Below are 20,417 nucleotides of genomic sequence, written 5' to 3' on the forward strand. Positions count from 1 at the left end.
GTGTGGGGGTGCCCCAAAGCTGGCGCGGACATGACGCCCTGTCAAGGGATCCGGCAGCGGGCAAAGATCCCGGCACCGTGTTCCGGCCGCCGGACCCCGGTACTGTGGCCCGGACGCTAGGGACGACCACCAGGGGGACCGACATGGCCGGTGACAACCACGCGGACGGCACGCGGCGGGGAGGGACCGGGGGCCGGCTGCTCGCCGTGAGTGACCTGCACGTCTCCTACCAGCAGAACCGCGACCTGGTCGAACAGGTGCGGCCCGGATCGCCCGAGGACTGGCTGATCGTGGCCGGTGACGTCGCCGAGTCCACCACCACCATCCGCTGGGCCCTGGGCCTGCTCGCCGAGCGCTTCGCCAAGGTGATCTGGGCCCCCGGCAACCACGAGCTGTGGACCCACCCCAACGACCCGGTCCAGCTGCGCGGCGTCGAGCGCTACGAGCACCTGCTCGGCATCTGCCGCGAGCTCGGCGTGGTGACCCCCGAGGACCCCTACCCGGTGTGGACCGGCGCGGGCGGCCCGGTCGCCGTCGCCCCGCTGTTCCTGCTGTACGACTACTCCTTCCGGGCCCCGGGCACCACCACCAAGGAGGAGTCGCTGGCCGCCGCCTACGAGTCCGGCGTGGTCTGCGCGGACGAGCGCTTCCTGCACCCGGACCCGTTCCCGGACCGCGACTCCTGGTGCCGCGAGCGCGTGCGGCTGACCGAGAAGCGGCTCACCGAGCACGACCCCGGGCTGCCGCTGGTCCTGGTCAACCACTACCCGCTGGTCCGGCAGCCCACCGAGGTCCTCTGGTACCCCGAGTTCGCCCAGTGGTGCGGCACCGAGCTGACGGCGGACTGGCACCGCCGGTTCAACACCGCCACGATGATCTACGGGCACCTGCACATCCCCCGGCGCACCGTCTACGACGATGTCCCGTTCGAGGAGGTGTCGCTGGGCTACCCGCGCGAGTGGGGCAAGCGCGGTGTGCCGGACCCGCTGCTGCGCGAGGTCTTCCCGGACGCCTGACCGCGGCGGACGGCGCGCCGGGGTCCCCGGCGCGCCGTCCGACTCCCGTCCGGCTATCCGCCCGACTCCGACCCGGCCTTCGACTTCGCCTCCGCCTCCGCCTCCGCCTCCTCGAAGGTCGCCGAGCGCTCCGGACGCGCCAGCGCCACCGTCAGCTCACCGTCCGACACCTCCGCGAGGAGGGTGTCCCCCTCCCGCACGGTGCCGTCCAGCAGCAGGTTGGAGATCCGGTTGTCCAGCTCCTGCTGGATCGTCCGGCGCAGCGGCCGGGCGCCGAACTCCGGCAGGTAGCCGCGGTTCACCAGCCACTCCTTGGCCCCCTCCGTCACCTCCAGCCCGACGTCCTGGGCCTTGAGCCGGCGCCGGGAGCGGTCCAGCAGCAGGTCCACCACCTGGAGCAGGTCCTTGCGGGTGAGCGCGTGGAAGACGATCACCTCGTCGATCCGGTTGAGGAACTCCGGGCGGAACTGCCCGCGCAGGTCCCGCATCAGGTCGTCCCTGATCTCCTCGACGGCTCCCACGTGGTCGAGGATCCGCTGCGAGCCGATGTTGCTCGTCATGATCACCACGGTGTTGCGGAAGTCGACGGTGCGGCCCTGGGCGTCCGTCAGCCGGCCGTCGTCCAGCACCTGGAGCAGCAGGTTGAAGACGTCCGGGTGGGCCTTCTCCACCTCGTCGAAGAGCAGCACGCTGTACGGCTTGCGGCGCACCGCCTCGGTGAGCTGGCCCGCCTCGTCGTAGCCGACGTACCCGGGCGGCGAGCCGACCAGCCGGGAGACGGTGTGCTTCTCCTGGAACTCGCTCATGTCGAAGCGGATCATCCGGTCCGGGTCGCCGAACAGCAGCGCGGCCAGCGCCTTCGCCAGCTCGGTCTTGCCGACCCCGGTCGGGCCGAGGAACAGGAAGGAGCCGGTCGGCCGGTCCGGATCGCCCATCCCGGCCCGGCCCCGGCGCACCGCCTGGGCGACCGCGGTGACCGCCTGGTCCTGGCCGATCACCTTCTCGTGCAGGTGCTCCTCCAGCCGCAGCAGCCGCTCGCGCTCGGTCGCGTTCAGCTCGGCGACCGGGATGCCGGTGCGGCGGGAGAGCACCTGGGCGATGTCGTCCGCGGTGACCACGACGACCTCCTCGCGGGACTCCGCGATCGCGGCCAGCTCGTCCTCGGTCTGCCGCAGCTCGGTCTTCAGGTTGGCGGCCCGGACGAACTCCTCGTCCGTCACCGCCTCCTCCAACTCGCGGCGCAGCTTGGTGATCCGGTCCTGGACCGGCATCGCGACGGTGGAGCCGCTCAGGCTGCGCAGCCGCACCCGGGCGCCGGCCTGGTCCAGCAGGTCGATCGCCTTGTCCGGCAGGAAGCGGTCGCTGACGTAGCGGTCGGAGAGGGTGGCCGCCGCGTCGAGCGCCTCGTCGGTGAACCGCACCTGGTGGTGCGCCTCGTAGGCGTCGCGCAGGCCCTGGAGGATCTCGACCGTCTCCTCGACGCTCGGCTCCGGCACCAGCACCGGCTGGAAGCGGCGCTCCAGGGCGGCGTCCTTCTCGACGTGCTTGCGGTACTCGTCCAGGGTGGTCGCGCCGACCACGCTCAACTCGCCGCGGGCCAGCGCCGGCTTGAGGATGTTGCCCGCGTCCATCGAGCCCTCGCCGCCGCTGCCGGCGCCGACCACGGTGTGCAGCTCGTCGAGGAACAGGATCACGCTCTGCTCGGCCTCGGTGACCTCGTCGATCACGCTCTTCAGCCGTTCCTCGAACTCGCCCCGGTACTTGGAGCCGGCCACCAGCGCGGTGAGGTCCAGGGCGACGACCCGCTTCTCCTCGAGGCTCTGCGGGACGTCCCCGGAGACGATCCGCTGCGCCAGGCCCTCGACGATCGCCGTCTTGCCGACCCCCGGCTCGCCGATCAGCACCGGGTTGTTCTTGGTCCGGCGGGAGAGGATCTCGACGGTCTGCTCGATCTCCTCGGCGCGGCCGACCACCGCGTCCAGCCGGCCCGCCCGGGCCTCCTCGGTGAGGTCCCGCCCGTACTCGTCGAGCGTCGGCGTCCGGCTCTGCCGGTCGTCGCCCCGGCCGCGCTCGCCGCCCACCCCCCGGCCGTCCAGCACGGTGCGCAGCGCCTCCTGCGAGGGCGCGACGTTGCGCAGCGCGGCGCCGGCGCCCGAGCGCTCCTCCTCCAGCAGCGCGCCGAGGATGTGCTCCGGCCCGATGTACGAGGCCCCGGCGCCCTGCGAGCGGGCGTGCGCGGCCAGCAGTGCCCGCTTGGCGGACGGGGTGAGCGCGGGCTGCCCGTCCGGCGCCGGCGGCCCGTCCCCGGAGGGCAGGACCTTCTCCAGGTCGCCCGCCAGCCGGTCCGGGTCGATCCCGGCCCGTTCCAGCATCCGGCGCGAGGGCTCCACCCGGGTGGCCGCCCAGGCCAGGTGCGCGGTGTCGAGATCGCCGCTGCCGTCCTCGGCGGCCCGCTGGGCGGCGGCGGTGAGCAGTTCCTGGGCCGACTCGCTGAGCAGCCGCCCGATCGGCACCCGCTGCACGGCGGGCGGGGAGGCGAGCGGGCTCATTCCGAAGAACCGGCTGAGCAGATCGGAGAAGGGGTCGTTCGAACCGAACGGCGGCATGGTCACGGAAGGTCACCTCTCCCAAACGGTTGGTGCCCACACAAACACACCCCGCGAGGCCCCGCCCGCCGAACGGGACGGGGCCGGCGGAGGCCCCCTGTTCAGCGGCGGCCGGAGTCGGCACGCTGTGGACATGACGACTCCGCGACGGATCGACGTACAACTGGGTGACCGCTCCTACCCCGTGCACATCGGCCCCGGCGTCCGGCACCTGCTCCCCGGGATCGTGGCCGGCACCGGGGCGGCCCGGGCGGTGGTGGTGTCGGCGCGCCCGCCGCAGGAGGTGCCGGACCCCGGCGTCCCGCACCTGCTCGTCCCGGCCCAGGACGGCGAGCACCGCAAGACCCTGGCCACCGTGGAGGAGCTGTGCCGGGCCTTCGCGGGCCACGGCCTGACCCGCGGCGACGTGGTGGTCTCCTGCGGCGGCGGCACCACGACCGACACCGTCGGCCTGGCCGCGGCGCTCTACCACCGGGGGGTCGCGGTGATCCACCTGCCCACCACCCTGCTGGCCCAGGTGGACGCGGCGGTCGGCGGCAAGACCGCGGTCAACCTGCCCGAGGCGAAGAACAAGGTCGGCGCCTACTGGCAGCCCCGGGCCGTCCTCTGCGACACCGACCACCTGCGCACCCTGCCGCCGGTCGAGTGGGCCAACGGCTACGGCGAGATCGCCCGCTGCCACTTCATCGGCGCCGGGGACCTCAGCGGGCTGCCGGTCCACGAGCAGATCGCCGCGAGCGTGGCCCTGAAGGCCTCGGTGGTGGCCGCCGACGAACGGGACGGCGGGCTGCGGCACATCCTCAACTACGGGCACACCCTGGGCCACGCCCTGGAACGGGCCACCGACTTCGCGCTGCGGCACGGCGAGGGCGTGGCGATCGGCACGGTGTTCGCCGGGCGGCTGGCCGGCGCGCTGGGCCGGATCGGCCCGGAGCGGGTGGCCGAGCACCTGGCGACCGTCCGCGGCTACGGGCTGCGCGAACGGCTGCCGGCCGGGGTGCGGACGGCCGAGCTGATCGCGCTGATGCGGCAGGACAAGAAGGCCGTGTCCGGCTCCGGGCTCGCCTTCGTGCTGGACGGGCCGCGCGGCGTCGAACTGGTGCCGGACGTCCCGGAGCCGGTGGTGGCCCGCGTCCTGGACGCGACCGAGCGCGAGCCCGGCTGAGGGGCGCGCCCGCGCCCTAGAGGCGGCCGTGGGCGCGCAGCGTGCGCAGCGCCTCCAGGGTGACGACCGGGCGCCACTCGGCGGCCGAACCGGGCGCCCACAGCCGCCAGTTGACCGGCCAGCCGCCGTCCTCCCGCTGGAGGGAGGCCAGCCGGTCCAGGCCGGCGGCGACCTCGCGCTCGGTGAACCACGCGCGGGCCAGCGTCCGGGGGGTGCGCAGCACGTCGGTCACGTAGTGGTACTCCCCCGGCGCGTAGCCCGGGCCGATCGGGAAGTCCTCCTCCCGGGCCGGGTCGGTCACCAGCAGCCGCTGGTCCCGGACGAGTTCGCCGAGCCGCCGGCCGGCCTTCTCGGCCCGGCCCCGGTCCGGGACGCCGTCGAGGAAGACCAGGGCGGCCTCCACCTCGTACGGGTGGGAGCGGGTCAGGCGGTCGACCGCCGCCCAGCAGAACTCGGTGGCGGGCTCCAGCCACGGGTCCTCGATGCCGTTGCGGTGCAGCAGCCCGGCCACCACCCCGGTGGCCATCAGGCTGCCCGGCGGGTCCGGCCGCACCGCGAGGACGGCCGAGGACGGGTAGCCGGCGATGCCCGGGTGCAGGGTCGGCAGGCCCCCGTCGGGCGCGGTCAGGCTCGGCAGGTGGGCGCGCAGCCGGGCGGTCCGCGCGGCGTCGCACCGCCCGACCTCGGTCAGCACCTGGAGCGCGGCGGCGGCCGCCAGCGGCTGCGAGGCCGGGCCGCGCACGTCCGGCTCCAGGGCGTACGCGTAGCCGCCGTCCGGCCGGGCGTAGGCGGCCAGCGCGCTCTCCACGGCCTCGGCCGGGCCGCCGAGGAAGTGGTGGGCGAAGCGGTGCTGCTCCAGCGGACGGGCGCAGAGCCAGACGAACCATTCGGCACGGTCGAGGACGGTACGCACGCGGGGCCTCCCGAAGGGCGGTGCAGAAAGGGACTTGACGAACAGTCAGCCGACGGGCGGGGCACACGATACCAGCCGGAGTGCAGAGAAAACGGACATCTCGCCGCAGGCGCCCTGGCGTGCCCGACGGCGGCCGGGTCACAGTGGACGTGCACATCCGAGCAGTCCGACGACGGAGGGCACACGTCGCATGAGGCGCAGGATTCTGGGCGGAACCGGCATATCGGTCAGTGAGTTCGCCCTCGGGGCCATGATGTTCGGCTCCTGGGGCAACACCGACGCCGAGGAGGGCGTCCGGACGATCCGGCTCGCCCTGGACGCGGGCATCAACCTGGTCGACACCGCGGACATCTACGGCGCCGGCGGGTCCGAGCGGATCGTCGGACGGGCGATCCGCGGCCGCCGGGACGGCGTCGTCCTGGCCACCAAGTTCCACAGTCCGATGGGGCCGGACGCCAACCAGCAGGGCAATTCCCGGCGTTGGATCGTCCGGGCGCTGGAGGGCTCGCTGCGCCGGCTCGGCACCGACCACGTCGACCTCTACCAGGTGCACCGGATCGACCCCGACACGGACATCGACGAGACGCTCTCCGCGCTCTCCGACCTGGTCCGGGCCGGCAAGGTCCGCGCGATCGGCACCTCCAACTTCCCCGCCGACCAGCTCGTCGAGGCCCAGTGGGCCGCCGAGCGGCGCGGTCATGTGCGGTTCCGCAGCGAGCAGCCGCAGTACTCGGTGCTCGCCCGCGCCGTGGAGACGCACGTGCTGCCCACCGCGCAGCGGCACGGCGTGGGGGTGCTGCCCTGGGGCCCGCTCGGCGCGGGCTGGCTGACCGGGCGGGAGATCCGCCCCGGCGTCGGCCGGGCCGTCCTGGAGCAGCGCAAGTTCGACCTGTCGGTGCCGGAGAACGCCGCCAAGGCGCACGCGGTGACCGAGCTGCGCAAGGTCGCCGCCGACGCCGGCCTGTCGCTGACCCACCTCGCCCTGGCGTTCGTCAACGCGCATCCGGCCGTCACCTCCGTGCTCCTCGGCCCGCGCACCCCCGGGCAGCTGGCCGACCTGCTGGGCGCGGCCGGGGTGGATCTCGACGACGAGGTGCTCGACCGGATCGACGCGATCGTGCCGCCCGGTGTCGACCTCAACCGGGCCGACCACCACTGGGTGCCCCGGGTGCTGACCGACGCCTCGCTGCGCCGCCGCCCGCTCCCCCGCGGCCGGGGGACGGCATGACGACCCGCGTCCCGCTCTCCGAGCGCACCAAGGACCTGCTGTCCGGACCGGTGTTCGCGGTGGTCTCCACCCTGCGGCCGGACGGCACGGCGCACCAGTCCGTCGTCTGGATCGGCCACGACGGCACCGACCTGCTCTTCGGGATCGAGCGCGGCAGCCACAAGGAGCGCAATCTGCGGCGCGACCCCCGGGTCTCGATCCTGCTGCACCCGGCCGACCAGCCCTACACCTACGTGGCGGCGCGCGGGGTGGCCGACTTCGAGCCGGTGGCGCGGCACGAGGGCCTGATGGACGCGATGTCCCACCGGTACACCGGCAAGTCGCACGCCGACTTCCTGGGCGACCTGCTGCCCGCCGACGAGGACCTGCTGGTCGTCCGGGTCGCGGTGGACTACCTGCTGGACCGCTGAACGGGTGCCGGGCCCCGGGGAGCGTTCCCCGGGGCCCGGCACCGCCTCGGCGTTCAGCGCCGCAGGGTCACCATCGGCAGGTCCCCCATCCCCACCAGGGCGCGCGGCTTGGGGTGGACGGGCGTGTCCGAGGTCGGCCGCAGCCGCCACTCGGCCGCGATGGTCGCGAGGGCCAGGGTGGTCTCCGCCATCGCGTAGTCGTCGCCGATGCACTTGCGGCTGCCCGCGCCGAACGGGATCATCGCGCCGCGCGGCACCTCGCCGATCCGCTCGGGCGACCAGCGGTCCGGGTCGAAGCGCTCCGGGTCCGGGAACAGCTCGCCGTTGCGCTGCAGCGCGTACGAGCTGTAGAAGATCACCGAGCCGGCCGGCAGCCGGACGCCGCCGAGTTCGGTGTCGACGGTGACCACCCGGGTGACCAGCCACCCCGGCGGGTAGAGCCGGAGCACCTCGTTGACCACCTGGCGGGTGTAGTCCAGACCGTCCCGGCCGTGCGAGTCGACCCCGCCCGAGGCGGCGAAGGCGTCCGCCTCCTCCTGCAGCCGGCGCTCGCAGTCCGGGTGCCGCCCGAGCAGTTGCAGCGCCCAGGCCAGAGCGGTCGCGGTGGTCTCGGTGGACGCGGTGAGGAAGTTCATCACCTGGTCGTGGATCTCCTGGTCGGACAGCCCCCGGCCGTCCTCGTCGCGGGCCGCGAGCAGCCCCGACAGCAGGTCGCCGTGGTCCTCGGCGGAGCCCCGGTAGTCGCGGATGATCGAGTCGATCAGGTCCCGCAGGTCGGCCAGCGCGGCGTCGAAGCGGCGCTGTTCGGGCGCGGGCAGCCGGTACACCAGGCCGACCGGGGCGACCATCCGCTTGTACATGCCCCTGAGCACGATCGGCAGGCCGCGCAGGATCCGGTCGACGTGGCCGACGCCGATGTCGGTGGAGAGCAGCACCCGCGCGCCGATCCGCGCCGTGACGGCGTGCATCCGGTCGTTGGCCTCGATGGTCCCGCCGGGCCGCCAGTTCGCCGTCTCGGCCGCCATCTCCTCGCGCATCACCCGGGGGTAGGTCGCGATCCGCTCCCGGCGGAAGGACGGCTGGACCAGCAGCCGCTGGCGCCGGTGGTCGGCGTAGGGGCAGTTGCCGAGGCTGTTGCCCATCAGCAGCTTGGTCTTCTCGTAGAACGGCCCGCCGCGGTCGAAGGTCCGCGGGTCCTTGAGCACCTGGGCGATCAGGTCGGGGTGGCAGACCATGTGGACGGTGCGCCGGCCCATCCTCAGCTCGACCACGTCGCCCCGCTGGGGCAGCGAGGTGAGGAACTCCAGCGGGCGGCGGCGCAGCGGCACCAGGTGCCCCAGCAGCGGCAGGCCGCCCGGCGCGGTGGCCGCCGTCCAGTCCGCGGCGGCGCCCGGTCCGGCCCCGGTCGTCAGTGCCATCGTCAGCGACTCCCTTCGCGGGCGGCGGCGTCGTCCGGCTTGCGGACGGTGACCACCGCGTAGCCGAGTTCGGTGATCGCGCCGAACCGGGCGAGGTCCTCCACCATGTAGCGGAACTCCTCCTCGGAGACGTGGGCGCGCAGTTTCTCCCCGTTGCGGGCGAGGTTGTGCCCGACCACCCGGTAGGACGGGCGGACGTGCTCGCCGATGTCGGTGAAGTCGACGACCTCCAGGCCGGCGGCCCGCACGCAGGCCTCGTACTCCTCCTGGGTGAGCATCGGGCCCTGCTGGTAGTTCTTGATGGCCCCGGCGACCAGGGCCCGGTGCTCCTCGCTCTCCAGCGGGCGCAGCAGGACGAAGTCGGTGACCACCAGCAGGGCGCCCGGCCGCAGCACCCGGGCGAGCCCGGCGAAGGCCTCGGTGCGGGTCTCGGCGTGGCAGATCGACTCGATCGCGAGGGCCGCGTCGAAGGAGGCGTCCGGGAAGCCGAGCGCCATCATGTCGTGCACCTCGAAGTCCAGCGCGTCGGCCAGGCCCAGGGCGGCGGCCAGGGCGGCGGACTGCCGGACCTGGTACGGGCTGAGCGTGATGCCGGTGAGGTGCACGCCGTGCCGGGCGGCGATCCGGGCGGTGGCCTTGCCGTTGCCGGAGCCGACGTCCAGGACGCGCTGCCCGGGGGCGAGGCGCAGCCGGTCGGCGACGAAGTCGGTCAGCCGGTCGGCCGCCTGCTCGACGGCGTCCGGGTCGACCGGCTCGTCCCAGTAGCCGCCGTGCAGGTAGCCGCCCATGGCCTCGGCCAGGGCGTCGTTCACCCGGTCGTAGAAGGTGCCGAGGCCGTCCCCGGTCCCGGGGGCTCCGCTCATCGCCGGCTCACTTCCCGTTCCGGGTGGCGACCACCAGCAGGTGGCCGAACTCGGCGACGTCGATCATGTCGTGCGGGTCGAACTGCTCGACCAGCTCGGCGCCGTGCGCCTCGGAGAGCGCGTCGGCGGAGCCGCCGATCCGGGCCGAGAGCTCGACGAAGGTGCGGCGCAGGGTGGGCTCGCTGATGTCGGTCAGCTCCTCGAAGCGGAAGCCGGCCGAGCGGAGCATCGGCGGGTAGTCCTCGGCCTGGATCATCGTCATCAGGAACTCCCGCAGATAGCGGTCGACGGCGGCCCGGCCGGAGTCGGGGATCGGCGCGCGCTCGAAGAAGTCGGTGAGCACCAGCCGTCCGCCCGGGCGCAGCACCCGGGCGACCTGCTCCAGCACATGGGCGCGGTCCGGCATGTGGATGATCGACTCCAGCGCGATCACCGCGTCGAAGGAGGCCTCGGCGAACGGCAGGTCCATCGCGTCGGCGTGCTCGAAGCGGGCCCGGTCGGCCACGCCGAGGGAGGCGGCCAGGGCGTTGGCCCGCTCGACCTGGCGGCCGCTCACCGAGATGCCGGTGACCTGCGCGCCGGTGCGGCGGGCGATCCGGGTGCCGGGGGCGCCGGTGCCGCAGCCGAGGTCGAGGACCCGGGCGCCGTGGCCGATGGCCAGCCGGTCGGTCATCAGGTCGGTCAGCCGGTCGGTCGCCTCGGCGAGCGGGACGGTGCTGTCCGGGGTGTCCCAGTAGCCGAAGTGCAGGCTCTCGCCCAGGGTGGCGCTGCCCAGGTCGGTGTAGCGGTCGTAGAGCCGGCCCACCTCGGCCGGATCGGGGAGGAACGGGAGCGCGGGCTGCTGTGCCATCGGGCGCCTTCCTGGCTGGGGCCGGCCTGGTGCGGGCCGGGACGGGAGAGTGGGGGGGGCGGGTCGGGCGGGTCCTTGGGACGTCCGTCAGGCGAGGCCGAGGTCCTGGTAGACGGCGTCGGCGATCCGGACGATGCGTTCGCGGTGGCGCTCGTGCTCGACCTTGCCGTTCAGGTGGACGGCCACCACCAGGTCGGCGTCCGGGTCGGCGAAGGCGACGGCGGTCCACAGGCCGTCGTGGCCGAAGGACCGGGGCGAGGCGTGGGTGCCGAAGCTGGTGTACGCCGGGCCGAGCGTGCGGCATTCGAGTCGCAGGCCGAAGCCCCAGTCGGCGTTGCCGTAGCGGTCGTGCAGCCCGGTGCGGTGGCGGGCGGTCAGCGCGGCCACCGTGGTGGGCGCGAGGACCCTTCCGCCGGCGGCGGCGCCGTCGGCCAGCAGCATCTCCAGCAGCAGGCCGAGGTCGGCGAGCGGGCCCCGGGTGTTGACCCCGGGCACGCAGCGGGTGGTGGCGCCGCGGGTGGACCAGAACCAGGTGGGCTGCGGGGTGTCGCCGAGGTTGCTGACGTGGATCAGCGGCAGGCGGTCGCCGAACGCGTCGTAGTCCTCCGGGGAGAGGTGGACCCTGGTGCGGTCCATCCCGCAGGGGCGCAGGATCTCCTGCTCGACGTACGCCGGGTAGTCGCGGCCGTCGATCGCGGGCAGCAGCCCGGCCAGCACGTACCAGGCCCACCACTGGCTGTAGTTGATGCCGGGGTCGGCCGGGCGCGGGCCCACGGCGGCGGCGTAGGCGCGGCGGCTGCGCTCCTCGTCGGGGCCGGTGACCACGCCGTGCAGCGGGTCGGCGCCGGTGGGCACCGGGCCGGTGTGGGTGAGCAGTTCCATCGAGGTGATCGCCGACTTGCCCGCGGTGCCGAACTCCGGCAGGTAGTGGGCGACCGGGAGGTAGGGGTCGAAGTCGCCGGCCTCCCAGAGCCGGCCGAGCGCGACCGAGAGCAGCGGTTTGGCGCAGCAGTACCAGAGCGGCGCCGAGCCGGCCGACATGGCGACCCCGGGGCGGGCCAGCCCGAGTCCGACGTCGGCCAGCGGGCGGCCGTGCTGCGAGGCGTAGAACTGGGCGCCGGGCGTGGAGGCGCCGACCTCGCGGCGCAGCTCCCGCAGGGTGCGCGGCAGGTTCCCGGCGGCCCGGTCGAGCGCGTCGGCGTCGGCGTCCGAGTCGGCGGGGGCGCCGGGCGAGGCGGGCTCCGCGCCGGTGGCGCGGACGGCGCCGGGCGGCGGGGCCGCGGTGCCGTCGCGCAGCGCGGCGGCGTGGCCGGACCGGTCGCGCTCCAGGGCGGCGTCGACGAAGAACAGCAGGCTGAAGTTGCCGAGGACGGTGACGTCGCCGCGTTCCAGGATCTCGGCGCGGGCCCGGGCCGGGCCGAGCAGCAGGGTGTAGGCGGCGGCGTACGGCAGGTCGATCAGCAGGCCCGGCGGGTCCCCGGCGGCGGCGGTGACCGCGAGGCGGCCGCCGGCCAGGTCGACCAGGACGTCGGCGGCCGCGGCGGTGCCGGGCGGCGGGTCGGTGACCCGCAGCCGCAGGCCGACGGTGCTGCGCGGGGCGGGGTCGGGGGCGGCGAGCCGGCCGGCGGTGCCGGCCAGCCAGTCCGCGGAGAGGAAGGCGGGGGTGGACGGCACCGGCTCACCCCTCGCCGACGGGGACGGGGACGGGCGCGGGCACGGCCGGGCCGGGCACCGCGGGGGCGACCTCCGCGGCGAACCGGCGCAGGCCGGCCGTCCCGGGGTAGTCGCGGAACCAGAGCAGGAACTCCCCCACCCCGGCCTCGGTGTAGCGGGTGGCCCGCTCGACCAGCTGCTCCGGCGTCCCGTACAGGCTGCGGCGGGCCAGCAGGTCCGGGTGGTGGCTCCAGAACACCACGATGTGCGGGGTGGAGAGCCAGCGGTCGCGCTCCACCCGGTCCTCGAAGACCCGGCTCTCGGCGGCCAGCGCGTGCCGCACCCCGGCCGGGTCCAGGCCGAGCCGCTCACGGCGGCGGCCGTACTCCGGGATCGCGGCGGCGAGGTCGCCGGGCTCGCCCTGCCACTGGACGACGGCGCACTCGCGCACGGCGGCCTCGGGCAGCCGGGCGGCGGCCCCGGGCACGGCGGCGTCCACCCGGACGGCCAGCGGGAGCCGCGGCTGGGCGGGGACCGGTACCGCGTGCGCCCCGGCGAGCGGGACGGCGGGGCCGGGCGCGTCGGTGCGGGCGCCGGACCACAGGGCGCGCAGCGCCGCGATGGTCTCGGCGAGCACGGCGTCGGTGCCGTCGCCGTCGGGGGTGTCGGTCGCGGCGGTCAGCGCCGAACCGGGCACGGTGCCGGCCGCGACGTGCTCGGGCAGCGCCCCGGCGGTGGTCAGGCCGAGCGAGAGCCGGCCGCCGGAGATGATGTCGGCGCAGGCCGCCTGCTTGGCGAGGACCACCGCGTTGCGGTGCGGCGGGGCCGCGGCGAGCAGGCCGAGGTCGATGCCGGGCACGGTCGCCGCGAGCGCGCCGAGGGCCGTCCACGCCTCGACCACCGGCTGCGGCTCGCGGCGCGGCAGGGTGTCGGTGCGGTCCTCCAGCCAGAACGCGTGGTACCCGCAGTCCCGGGCCAGCGCGGCGGTGTCGGCGACGGTCCGCCAGGCCTCGGCGCCGCCCAGGCCGGCCAGTTCGAGGCCGGTGCCCTGCGGGGCCGCGACGCTCCAGCGCGGCCCGTCGGCCGCTGCGGCGCTCACCGGGTGCCCCCGGGCACCAGGGCCAGCAGTTCGGTCGGCTTGGCGAGGACGAAGTCCGGCTTCTCGGCGAGGAGTTGGTCGGTCTCGGTCTCGCCCCACAGGGCCGCCGCGGTGGCCGTCCCGGCGGCCCGCCCGCTCTGGATGTCGATCACCGCGTCGCCCACCATCACGGCGTCCGCGGGTTCGGCGCCGAGCCGGCGAAGCCCCTCGCGGACGATGTCGGGAGCGGGCTTGGGCCGGTCCACCTCGTCACTGCCGACCACGGCGTCCAGCAGCGGCAGCAGGCCGACCACGTCCAGGACGGCGCGCGCCCGGTCGCCGGACTTGCCGGTGGCGATCGCGGTGCGGACCCCGGCCTCGCGCAGCCGCGCGAGCAGCAGCGGCACGTCCGGATACACCTGGACCTCGTGGATCAGCCGGTGGCTGGCCTCGACGAAGGGCCGTTCCATCGCCCCGGGCAGGCCCATCAGCCGCATGATGTCGGGGAAGTAGCGCCCCTGGTGGGTGCGGTACTCCTCGAACGGCGGCTCGCCGTCGCCGACCACCTCGCGGTAGGCGACGGCGAACGCCTGCCGCATCACGCCGAAGCTGTCGATGAGCACGCCGTCCAGGTCGAAGACCACTGTGGGGAACGCGTGGTGCGCCGTCATCTGCTCCCGCTTCCTGGGTGGTTGGGCCGTGCGGACCGGACGGGCGGCCCGCGCGGCGGCGTCGGTGCGGCAGGCGGTGCGCGGCGCCGTCAGCGCGCGGCGAGGACGTCCGCGAAGACCTCGGCGAGCCGGTCGAGGACGGGGGTGTCGGCGAGCAGCACCCGGTGGTGCAGCCAGAGGCAGTCGTTGCCGACCTCCTCGGAGACCGGGCAGCGCTTGGCGATCTCGTCGACGTCGCCGATGGCCGGGCCCTGGAAGTAGCCGGCGGTGCGGTAGACCGGCGGGAAGGCCACGAACGCCGGGATGCCGTGCGCGATCAGCGCGTCCACCACGGCGAGCCGGCGCTCCTGGGTGATGCCGGGCAGCCGGACCATCGCCATGTAGTGCGAGTTGCGGTCGCAGCGTTCGTCGCGGCCCTGCGGGACGACGCCGGGGATCTGACCGAGCAGCGCGTCCAGGTGCCGCGAGCGCTCCTCGCGCAGCGCCACCTGGGCCTCCAGCCGGGTGAGCTGGCCGCGCAGCACGGTGGCGGAGAACTCGTTCATGCGGAAGTTGGAGCCCTGGGTGAGGTGGGCGTAGAGCCGGTCGCCCGGCGGGCGGCCGCAGCCGTGCCGCAGGTACGCGTCGTGGTGGGTCTCGTCGTCCGGCAGCAGGACGGCCCCGCCCTCGCCGGCCGTCATCAGCTTGCCGTTCTGGAAGCTGAAGGCGGCGATCGTGCCGAACTCGCCGACCCGGCGGCCGCGCCAGCGGGCCGAGTGGGCGTGCGCCGCGTCCTGGAGGATCGCCACCCCGGCGGTCTCGGCGAGGTCCGCCAGGGCGTCCATGTCGGCGATCTGGCCCGCCATGTGGACCGGCATCACCGCCTTGGTGCGCGGGGTGACCAGCCGGGCGGCGGCCTCGACGTCGAGACAGTAGGTGTCGGGGCGGATGTCGCAGGGCACCGGCACGGCACCGACCCGCTGGACGGCCAGCGAGGAGGCGATGAAGGTGAAGGCCGGGACGATCACCTCGTCGCCCGGACCGACGCCCAGCACCGACAGGGCCAGCTCCAGCGCGTGGGTGCCGTTGGTGGTCGCGATGGCCCGGTGGGCGCCGTGCAACTCGGCGAACTCCCGCTCGAAGCTGTCGACTTCACTGCCCCCGTTGCGCCACCAGCCCTCCTGCTCCAGGACGCGCAGCAGTCCTTCGCGCTCCTCGGTGCCGTGCTGCGGCCAAACGGGGAAGGTCAGGAACGGCTGGACCGGAATCGATGACATGGATCGGGCCTCTCGGTCGTGTGCGGCATGGGGGCAGGCCGCCGCACCGGGGGCGGCCCTGCTGCAACCGGTCGATCCGTCGGGCGCAGCCGCCGGGTACGGGATGTGGCGCGACCCGTCGGACTGCCGCTCGGACGTGGGCGTGGCCGCCGGTCGGGAACCTGGGACCGGCCTGCCTCGGGCGTACTGCTCCGTGGGAAAAACGGCCGGCAGGGAGGGGCGGAAAGACCGTTCGCTCAGCCACGCAAATCATGTCCAGCTCGGCCCGAACACGTCAACACCGTGTCCGCGCCCGGGTCGGGGCGTCTTCGGCACCGTCGGTTTCACGCCACTCGCGGACGCGGCGGCGTACGACCGGAACGCCGCTGCGCAGAAGCGTCCGCGCTCCGTTCGCCGCCGCTCGTTTCGGCCGTGGGGGAGCGCGGTAAATGGCCAGAAGCACATGCCCGGCACACAAAAGTCGGTCCCGCACAGTGGTACGCCGCCGGGAAATGAACCATGCTCAGGAGCGCGCCGTTCCGCACATCCCGTCCGGCCCCGGCTGCCCCGCCCGCCAGATCACCGGGCCCACTCACGGGAATTTTCGATCATTTCCGATCGCACGGATCATCAATATCGATCATTCGAACGCGCTGGCGATCCTCCGTGATCTCCGGCGATTCCGGTGATCTTTCCGGCCGTCCCCGCCCACCGCCCCTCGAAAGGAATGCCCGCCCGTGGAAGAGATCAAGGCCCGACTGCGCAAAGTCCTCGTGGACTCGCTCGAACTCTCCCTCGCCCCGTCCGAGATCCCGGACCGCGGGCTCGTCGAGGCGCTCGGACTCGATTCGATCAACACCATCGAGTTCCTGATCTGGGTGGAGAGCGAATTCGGCGTCGAGATCGCCGACGAGGACCTCTCGATCAAGCTGATCGACGACCTCGACCTGCTCGCGGAGTACGTCCACGGCCGGACGGCCGGTGCCGGCGCCGGCTCCGGCGCCCCGGCCGCCTGACCCCGGGAAGGCGGCAGACATGGCAGAGCGCGCCCTCGCCATCGGGCTCGACGGCATGCCCCGCACCCTGCTCGCCGAGCTCGCCGCCGACGGGGTCATGCCCCGCCTCGGCGCCCTGCTCGCCGAGGGGTACTGCGCCCCGCTGCGCGCCCCCGTCCCGGAGATCAGCTCCACCTCCTGGGCCACCTTCCTGACCGGGACCAACCCCGCCCGGCACGGCATCTTCGGCTTCACCGACCTCGTCCCCGACGAGGGCTACCGGATCTGCTTCCCCAACCTCCTGCACCTGCGCGAACCCGCCCTCTGGGCCCTCGCCTCCGCGGCCGGGCGGCGCACCGTCTGCCTCAACGTGCCCGGCACCTACCCCGCCCCCGCGGTCGACGGCGTGGTGGTCTCCGGGTTCGTCGCCCCGCGGATCGAGAACGCCGTCACCCCCGACCGCCTGCTGCCCGAACTGCGGCGCTTCAAGTACGAACTGGACGTCGAGGTCGGCGACGTCGCGGGCGACCCGCCCGGCTTCCTGGCCCGCGCCGAACGCGCCCTGCGGGCCCGCACCGACGCCATGGTGCACGTCCTCACCCAGGAGCCCTGGGACCTCGGCATCGCCGTCCTCACCGAGACCGACCGGGTCCACCACTTCCTCTGGCGGGCCGTCGCCGACCCCGCCGATCCGCTGCACGGCGCGGTCCTCGACTTCTACCGGCTGGTCGACGAGTGCGCCGGCCGGCTCGCCGACCTCTGCCGGCCCGAGGACGAGCTCTTCCTGGTCAGCGACCACGGATTCGGCCCCGTCGACCGGCAGTTCTACCTCAACGCCTGGCTCCGGGAGGCCGGCCACCTCGCCGACCCGGAGACCACCGGCCGGCTCGTCGACCTCGACGACCGCAGCCACGCCTTCGCGCTCGACCCGGCCCGGATCTACCTCCACCGCAAGCACCGTTTCCCCCGCGGCGGCCTCACCGACGCCGAGGCCGACGCGCTCGCCGAGGAGATCGCCGACGAGTTGCTGCGGCTGCGCGGCGACGGCACCCGGGTCGGCACCGACGTGGACGGTCCGCTGCTGGTCAGCGCCGTCCACCGGCCCGCCGAGCTGTACCACGGCCCGCTGCTCGACCACGCCGCGGACCTGCTCGCCCTGCCCGCCCCGGGGGTCCAGCTGCGCGGCGCCTTCGGCGGCGCGGCGCCGCTGCGCAGCGACACGCTCACCGGCACCCACACCCGCGAGAACGCGCTGTTCTACCGCCGCGGCGCCACCGCGCCGCCCGCCGGGCCGGACGGACCGGCCTCGCTGGACATGCTCGACGTCGCCCCGACCCTGCTCGCCGCCGTGGGCGTCCACCCGCTGGGCCTCGACGGCACGGTCGCCCTCGGCGCGGGCGGCGGGGGTGGCCGGTGAGCGAACTCCTGCTGCTCAACGGCCCCAACCTCGGCACCCTCGGCACCCGGCAACCGGAGATCTACGGCACCACGACGCTGGCCGAGATCGAGGCCGCCGTCGCCGAGGAGGCCGCCGGCCGCGGCTGGAAGGTCGTCTCCGCCCAGCACAACGGCGAGGGCGAGCTGATCGACGTCCTCCAGCGGCACGGCCACGTCGCCGGCGCCGTGGTCAACCCGGGCGCCCTGATGATCGCCGGCTGGGGGCTCCGCGACGCGCTCGCCGACTTCGCCCCGCCCTGGATCGAGGTGCACCTGTCCAACGTCTGGGCGCGCGAGGGCTTCCGCCACAGCTCGGTGACGGCCCCGCTGGCCGCGGGCGTGGTGATGGGCCTGGGTGCGCTCGGCTACCGGCTCGCCGCCCGCTCGCTCACCCTGCTGGTGCCCGACGACCGCCCCTGACCGCCCCCGACCAGACTTGACCGCACTTGACCGCACCTGAGCCCATCGCCCCATCGCCCCGAGGGAGGACCCAGATGCCACACCCCGGCCGGGTGGCCGTGATCGGACTCGACTCGGCGACCCCGCAGTTGCTGTTCGACCGGTTCGCCGACGACATGCCCGTGCTCACCGCCCTGCGCCGGCGCTCCCTCTGGGGCCCGATGCGCAGCGTCGACCCGCCCATCACCATGCCCGCCTGGTCCTGCATGATGTCCGGCCGCACCCCGGGCGAGCTGGGCGTCTACGGCTTCCGCGACCGCGCCGCGCACGACTACGGGCCGCTGGCCTTCGCCACCTCGCACAGCATCAAGGCGCCGCGGATCTGGGACGAGATGACCGCGGCCGGCCGCGACAGCGTCGTGCTCGGGGTCCCCGGGACGTACCCGACCACCCCGATCCGGGGCGCCATGGTGTCCTGCTTCCTCGCGCCGTCCACGAAGGCCCAGTACACCTCTCCCCCGGACCTGCGCGACGAGATCGAGAAGCTCACCGGCGGCTACGCGCTGGACGTGGAGAACTTCCGCTCGCCCGAACTCGCCCGGGTCTCCCAGCAGATCTTCGACCTGAGCGAGCAGCGCTTCCAGGTCGCCCGGCACCTGGCCACCACCCAGGACTGGGAGTTCCTGTCGTTCGTCGACATGGGGCCGGACCGGCTGCACCACGGCTTCTGGAAGTACTGCGACCCGGAGCACCCCCGGCACGAGCCGGGCAACCCGTACGTGAACCTCTTCCGCGACTACTACCGGGCGCTGGACCGGCACATCGGCGAGTTCCTGGCCTGCCTGCCGGAGAACACCACCGTCATGGTGGTCTCCGACCACGGCGCCCAGCCGATGGTCGGCGGGCTGTTCATCAACGAGTGGCTGCGCCGGGAGGGCCTGCTCGTGCTCGCCGAGGAGCCGGCCGGGCCCACCCCGATGAGCAAGGCGAAGGTGGACTGGAAGCGCACCACCGCCTGGGCCGAGGGCGGCTACTACGGCCGGATCTTCCTCAACGTCGAGGGCCGCGAGCCGCACGGCACGGTGCCCGCCGGGGAGTACCAGGACACCCTGGAGCGGATCGCCACCGCGCTGGAACGGCTCCCCGACGACGCCGGGCAGCCGATGGGCACCCGGGCGCTGCGGCCCGACCAGCTCTACCCGGAGGTCAACGGCATCGCCCCGGACCTGCTGGTCTACGTGGGCAACCTGCGGTGGCGGGCGCTCGCCACGCTGGGCATGGGCCAGGGGCTGTACACCACGGAGAACGACACCGGCCCGGACCACGCCAACCACGGGGACACCGGGGTCTTCCTGCTGGACTCCCCCGGCGTCACCCCGGGCCGGGCGGAGGGCCTGTCCCTCTACGACGTCGCGCCCGCGCTGCGCGAGCTGCTCGGCCTCCCCGGCGGCCGGCTGCCGCACTGAGCGCGCGGCGGCGGGCCCGGCGGACCGCATCGGTCCGCCGGGCCCGCGTCACTCCCCGTCGGCGGTGCGCCGGGCCAGCAGGAGGGCGCCGTGCAGGGACGCCCGGGCGCCGCAGCGGGCCCGGCGGACGGCCGGCGGGGCGACCCCGGGCCGGGCCAGCCGGCGGGCCTCCCGCCGCACCCGCGCGACCAGCCCCGGCACCCCGTGCCCGAACCCGCCGCCGAGGCGCACCTCGGCGCACTGCAGCAGCTCGCCGAGGTTGACCACCGCCACCGCCAGGGCGGCCGCCGTCTCCTCCAGCGGTCCGACCGCCCAGGCCCGGCCCTGTGCCAGCCCGGCCCGGAAGTCCGCGGCGCCGACCGGCCCGCCCCGGGCCGCGGCGGCCCGGGCCAGCGTCGCCGACCCGGAGGCCACCGCCTGGAGGCAGCCGGAGCGCCCGCAGACGCAGCCGGCGCCGCCGGGGTCGACCACCAGGTGGCCGATCTCGGCGGCGCCGCCGTACGGGCCGGTGTGCAGCCGGCCGCCGAGCACCAGCCCGCCGCCGACGCCCGTCCCCAGGCCCAGGTAGGCCAGGTCGCGGACGCCGCCGCGGTCCGCCTCGGCGAGCGCGGCGAGGTTGCCGTCGTCCTCGTACCGGACCGGGACGCCCGGCAGGATCCGCTCCAGCACGGTGTCCAGCCGCAGCCCGGTCCAGGAGGGCCGGGAGGGCCAGGTGGTGAGCCGGCCGTCCCGGACGGTGGCCGGCAGCGCCAGGCCTGCCGCCCGGACGCCGCCGGGGCCCTGCGGTCCGGCGATCCGGGCGACCGCCGCGGCGAGCGCCGCCAGATCGGCCTCCCGGTCCGCCTCCCGGTCCGCTTTGCGCCCGCCCGCCCGGCCGGTCCGGTGCGGCCAGTCGAAGCGGGCGTGCACCGGCCCGCGCAGGCCCGGGCGCTCCAGGACCAGGGCGGTCTTGGTGCCGCCGATGTCGATCCCCAGCAGTGTCACGGACCGGGCCTCCCCGGGGAGTTCGGTGAC

Annotated in this window: 18 protein-coding genes; 8 read left to right on the plus strand and 10 right to left on the minus strand. The window is 74.8% G+C overall.

The window, feature by feature from the left end; genetic code table 11:
* The first annotated feature begins 143 nt into the window (after nucleotides 1-143).
* On the plus strand, nucleotides 144-1,016 hold the full coding sequence (locus tag ACFCLZ_RS12415) for a metallophosphoesterase family protein (RefSeq protein ID WP_380284954.1): 873 nt from the start codon (nucleotides 144-146) through the stop codon (nucleotides 1,014-1,016).
* Nucleotides 1,017-1,069: 53 nt separating this feature from the next.
* On the opposite strand, the gene ACFCLZ_RS12420 is transcribed toward ACFCLZ_RS12415, so the two are convergent.
* Nucleotides 1,070-3,622 carry an ATP-dependent Clp protease ATP-binding subunit gene (locus ACFCLZ_RS12420; protein WP_380286150.1) on the minus strand — a complete coding sequence of 851 codons (2,553 nt, stop codon included), beginning with the start codon at nucleotides 3,620-3,622 and terminating at the stop codon, nucleotides 1,070-1,072.
* Nucleotides 3,623-3,755: 133 nt separating this feature from the next.
* Between ACFCLZ_RS12420 and ACFCLZ_RS12425 the strand changes: the two genes are divergently transcribed.
* Nucleotides 3,756-4,787, plus strand: a complete 1,032-nt coding sequence (locus ACFCLZ_RS12425; RefSeq protein WP_380284955.1) for a 3-dehydroquinate synthase family protein — start codon at nucleotides 3,756-3,758, stop codon at nucleotides 4,785-4,787.
* A gap of 16 nt (nucleotides 4,788-4,803) precedes the next feature.
* Here ACFCLZ_RS12425 and ACFCLZ_RS12430 read toward each other — a convergent pair whose 3' ends face one another.
* Nucleotides 4,804-5,700 carry a hypothetical protein gene (locus ACFCLZ_RS12430; RefSeq protein WP_380284956.1) on the minus strand — a complete coding sequence of 299 codons (897 nt, stop codon included), beginning with the start codon at nucleotides 5,698-5,700 and terminating at the stop codon, nucleotides 4,804-4,806.
* Nucleotides 5,701-5,890: 190 nt separating this feature from the next.
* On the opposite strand from ACFCLZ_RS12430, the gene ACFCLZ_RS12435 reads away from it, so the two are divergent.
* Together ACFCLZ_RS12435 and ACFCLZ_RS12440 are read left to right on the plus strand one after the other, a co-directional pair.
* Complete coding sequence (locus ACFCLZ_RS12435; protein ID WP_380284957.1) at nucleotides 5,891-6,928, plus strand: aldo/keto reductase; 1,038 nt, start codon at nucleotides 5,891-5,893, stop codon at nucleotides 6,926-6,928.
* Nucleotides 6,925-7,338, plus strand: coding sequence for a PPOX class F420-dependent oxidoreductase (locus ACFCLZ_RS12440; protein ID WP_380284958.1), 414 nt, complete (start codon nucleotides 6,925-6,927; stop codon nucleotides 7,336-7,338). Before ACFCLZ_RS12435 ends, ACFCLZ_RS12440 begins: the two co-directional genes overlap by 4 nt.
* A gap of 53 nt (nucleotides 7,339-7,391) precedes the next feature.
* Here ACFCLZ_RS12440 and ACFCLZ_RS12445 read toward each other — a convergent pair whose 3' ends face one another.
* From ACFCLZ_RS12445 to ACFCLZ_RS12475, 7 genes are all read right to left on the minus strand, one after another.
* Complete coding sequence (locus tag ACFCLZ_RS12445; protein WP_380284959.1) at nucleotides 7,392-8,756, minus strand: cytochrome P450; 1,365 nt, start codon at nucleotides 8,754-8,756, stop codon at nucleotides 7,392-7,394.
* Nucleotides 8,757-8,758: 2 nt separating this feature from the next.
* Nucleotides 8,759-9,619 carry an SAM-dependent methyltransferase gene (locus tag ACFCLZ_RS12450; RefSeq protein ID WP_380284960.1) on the minus strand — a complete coding sequence of 287 codons (861 nt, stop codon included), beginning with the start codon at nucleotides 9,617-9,619 and terminating at the stop codon, nucleotides 8,759-8,761.
* Nucleotides 9,620-9,626: 7 nt separating this feature from the next.
* Nucleotides 9,627-10,469: an SAM-dependent methyltransferase gene (locus ACFCLZ_RS12455; RefSeq protein WP_380284961.1), complete on the minus strand. Its 843-nt coding sequence runs from the start codon at nucleotides 10,467-10,469 to the stop codon at nucleotides 9,627-9,629.
* An 87-nt stretch (nucleotides 10,470-10,556) separates the two neighbouring features.
* On the minus strand, nucleotides 10,557-12,143 hold the full coding sequence (locus ACFCLZ_RS12460; protein WP_380284962.1) for a serine hydrolase domain-containing protein: 1,587 nt from the start codon (nucleotides 12,141-12,143) through the stop codon (nucleotides 10,557-10,559).
* A 4-nt stretch (nucleotides 12,144-12,147) separates the two neighbouring features.
* On the minus strand, nucleotides 12,148-13,221 hold the full coding sequence (locus ACFCLZ_RS12465) for an LLM class flavin-dependent oxidoreductase (RefSeq protein WP_380284963.1): 1,074 nt from the start codon (nucleotides 13,219-13,221) through the stop codon (nucleotides 12,148-12,150).
* On the minus strand, nucleotides 13,218-13,871 hold the full coding sequence (locus ACFCLZ_RS12470) for an HAD-IA family hydrolase (RefSeq protein ID WP_380284964.1): 654 nt from the start codon (nucleotides 13,869-13,871) through the stop codon (nucleotides 13,218-13,220). Before ACFCLZ_RS12470 ends, ACFCLZ_RS12465 begins: the two co-directional genes overlap by 4 nt.
* A gap of 89 nt (nucleotides 13,872-13,960) precedes the next feature.
* A complete protein-coding gene (locus ACFCLZ_RS12475) occupies nucleotides 13,961-15,127 on the minus strand; it encodes a DegT/DnrJ/EryC1/StrS family aminotransferase (protein ID WP_380284965.1) in 1,167 nt (388 codons plus the stop codon).
* A gap of 716 nt (nucleotides 15,128-15,843) precedes the next feature.
* Between ACFCLZ_RS12475 and ACFCLZ_RS12480 the strand changes: the two genes are divergently transcribed.
* The 4 genes from ACFCLZ_RS12480 (at nucleotide 15,844) to ACFCLZ_RS12495 (ending at nucleotide 19,403) form a co-directional block, all read left to right on the plus strand.
* Nucleotides 15,844-16,122, plus strand: a complete 279-nt coding sequence (locus ACFCLZ_RS12480; protein WP_380284966.1) for a phosphopantetheine-binding protein — start codon at nucleotides 15,844-15,846, stop codon at nucleotides 16,120-16,122.
* 19 nt (nucleotides 16,123-16,141) lie between these two features.
* The gene (locus ACFCLZ_RS12485; RefSeq protein WP_380284967.1) at nucleotides 16,142-17,518 is read left to right on the plus strand and encodes an alkaline phosphatase family protein; all 1,377 of its coding nucleotides are present in this window, start codon (nucleotides 16,142-16,144) and stop codon (nucleotides 17,516-17,518) included.
* Nucleotides 17,515-17,958 carry a type II 3-dehydroquinate dehydratase gene (locus ACFCLZ_RS12490; protein ID WP_380284968.1) on the plus strand — a complete coding sequence of 148 codons (444 nt, stop codon included), beginning with the start codon at nucleotides 17,515-17,517 and terminating at the stop codon, nucleotides 17,956-17,958. The genes ACFCLZ_RS12485 and ACFCLZ_RS12490 overlap by 4 nt, the downstream gene beginning before the upstream one ends.
* Before the next feature lie 74 nt (nucleotides 17,959-18,032).
* The gene (locus ACFCLZ_RS12495) at nucleotides 18,033-19,403 is read left to right on the plus strand and encodes an alkaline phosphatase family protein (RefSeq protein ID WP_380284969.1); all 1,371 of its coding nucleotides are present in this window, start codon (nucleotides 18,033-18,035) and stop codon (nucleotides 19,401-19,403) included.
* Between the two features lie 48 nt (nucleotides 19,404-19,451).
* Here ACFCLZ_RS12495 and ACFCLZ_RS12500 read toward each other — a convergent pair whose 3' ends face one another.
* The gene (locus tag ACFCLZ_RS12500) at nucleotides 19,452-20,387 is read right to left on the minus strand and encodes an ROK family protein (RefSeq protein WP_380284970.1); all 936 of its coding nucleotides are present in this window, start codon (nucleotides 20,385-20,387) and stop codon (nucleotides 19,452-19,454) included.
* Nucleotides 20,388-20,417: the final 30 nt, after the last annotated feature.

The organism is Kitasatospora purpeofusca (assembly GCF_042691725.1).
Taxonomy (GTDB): domain Bacteria; phylum Actinomycetota; class Actinomycetes; order Streptomycetales; family Streptomycetaceae; genus Kitasatospora; species Kitasatospora purpeofusca_B.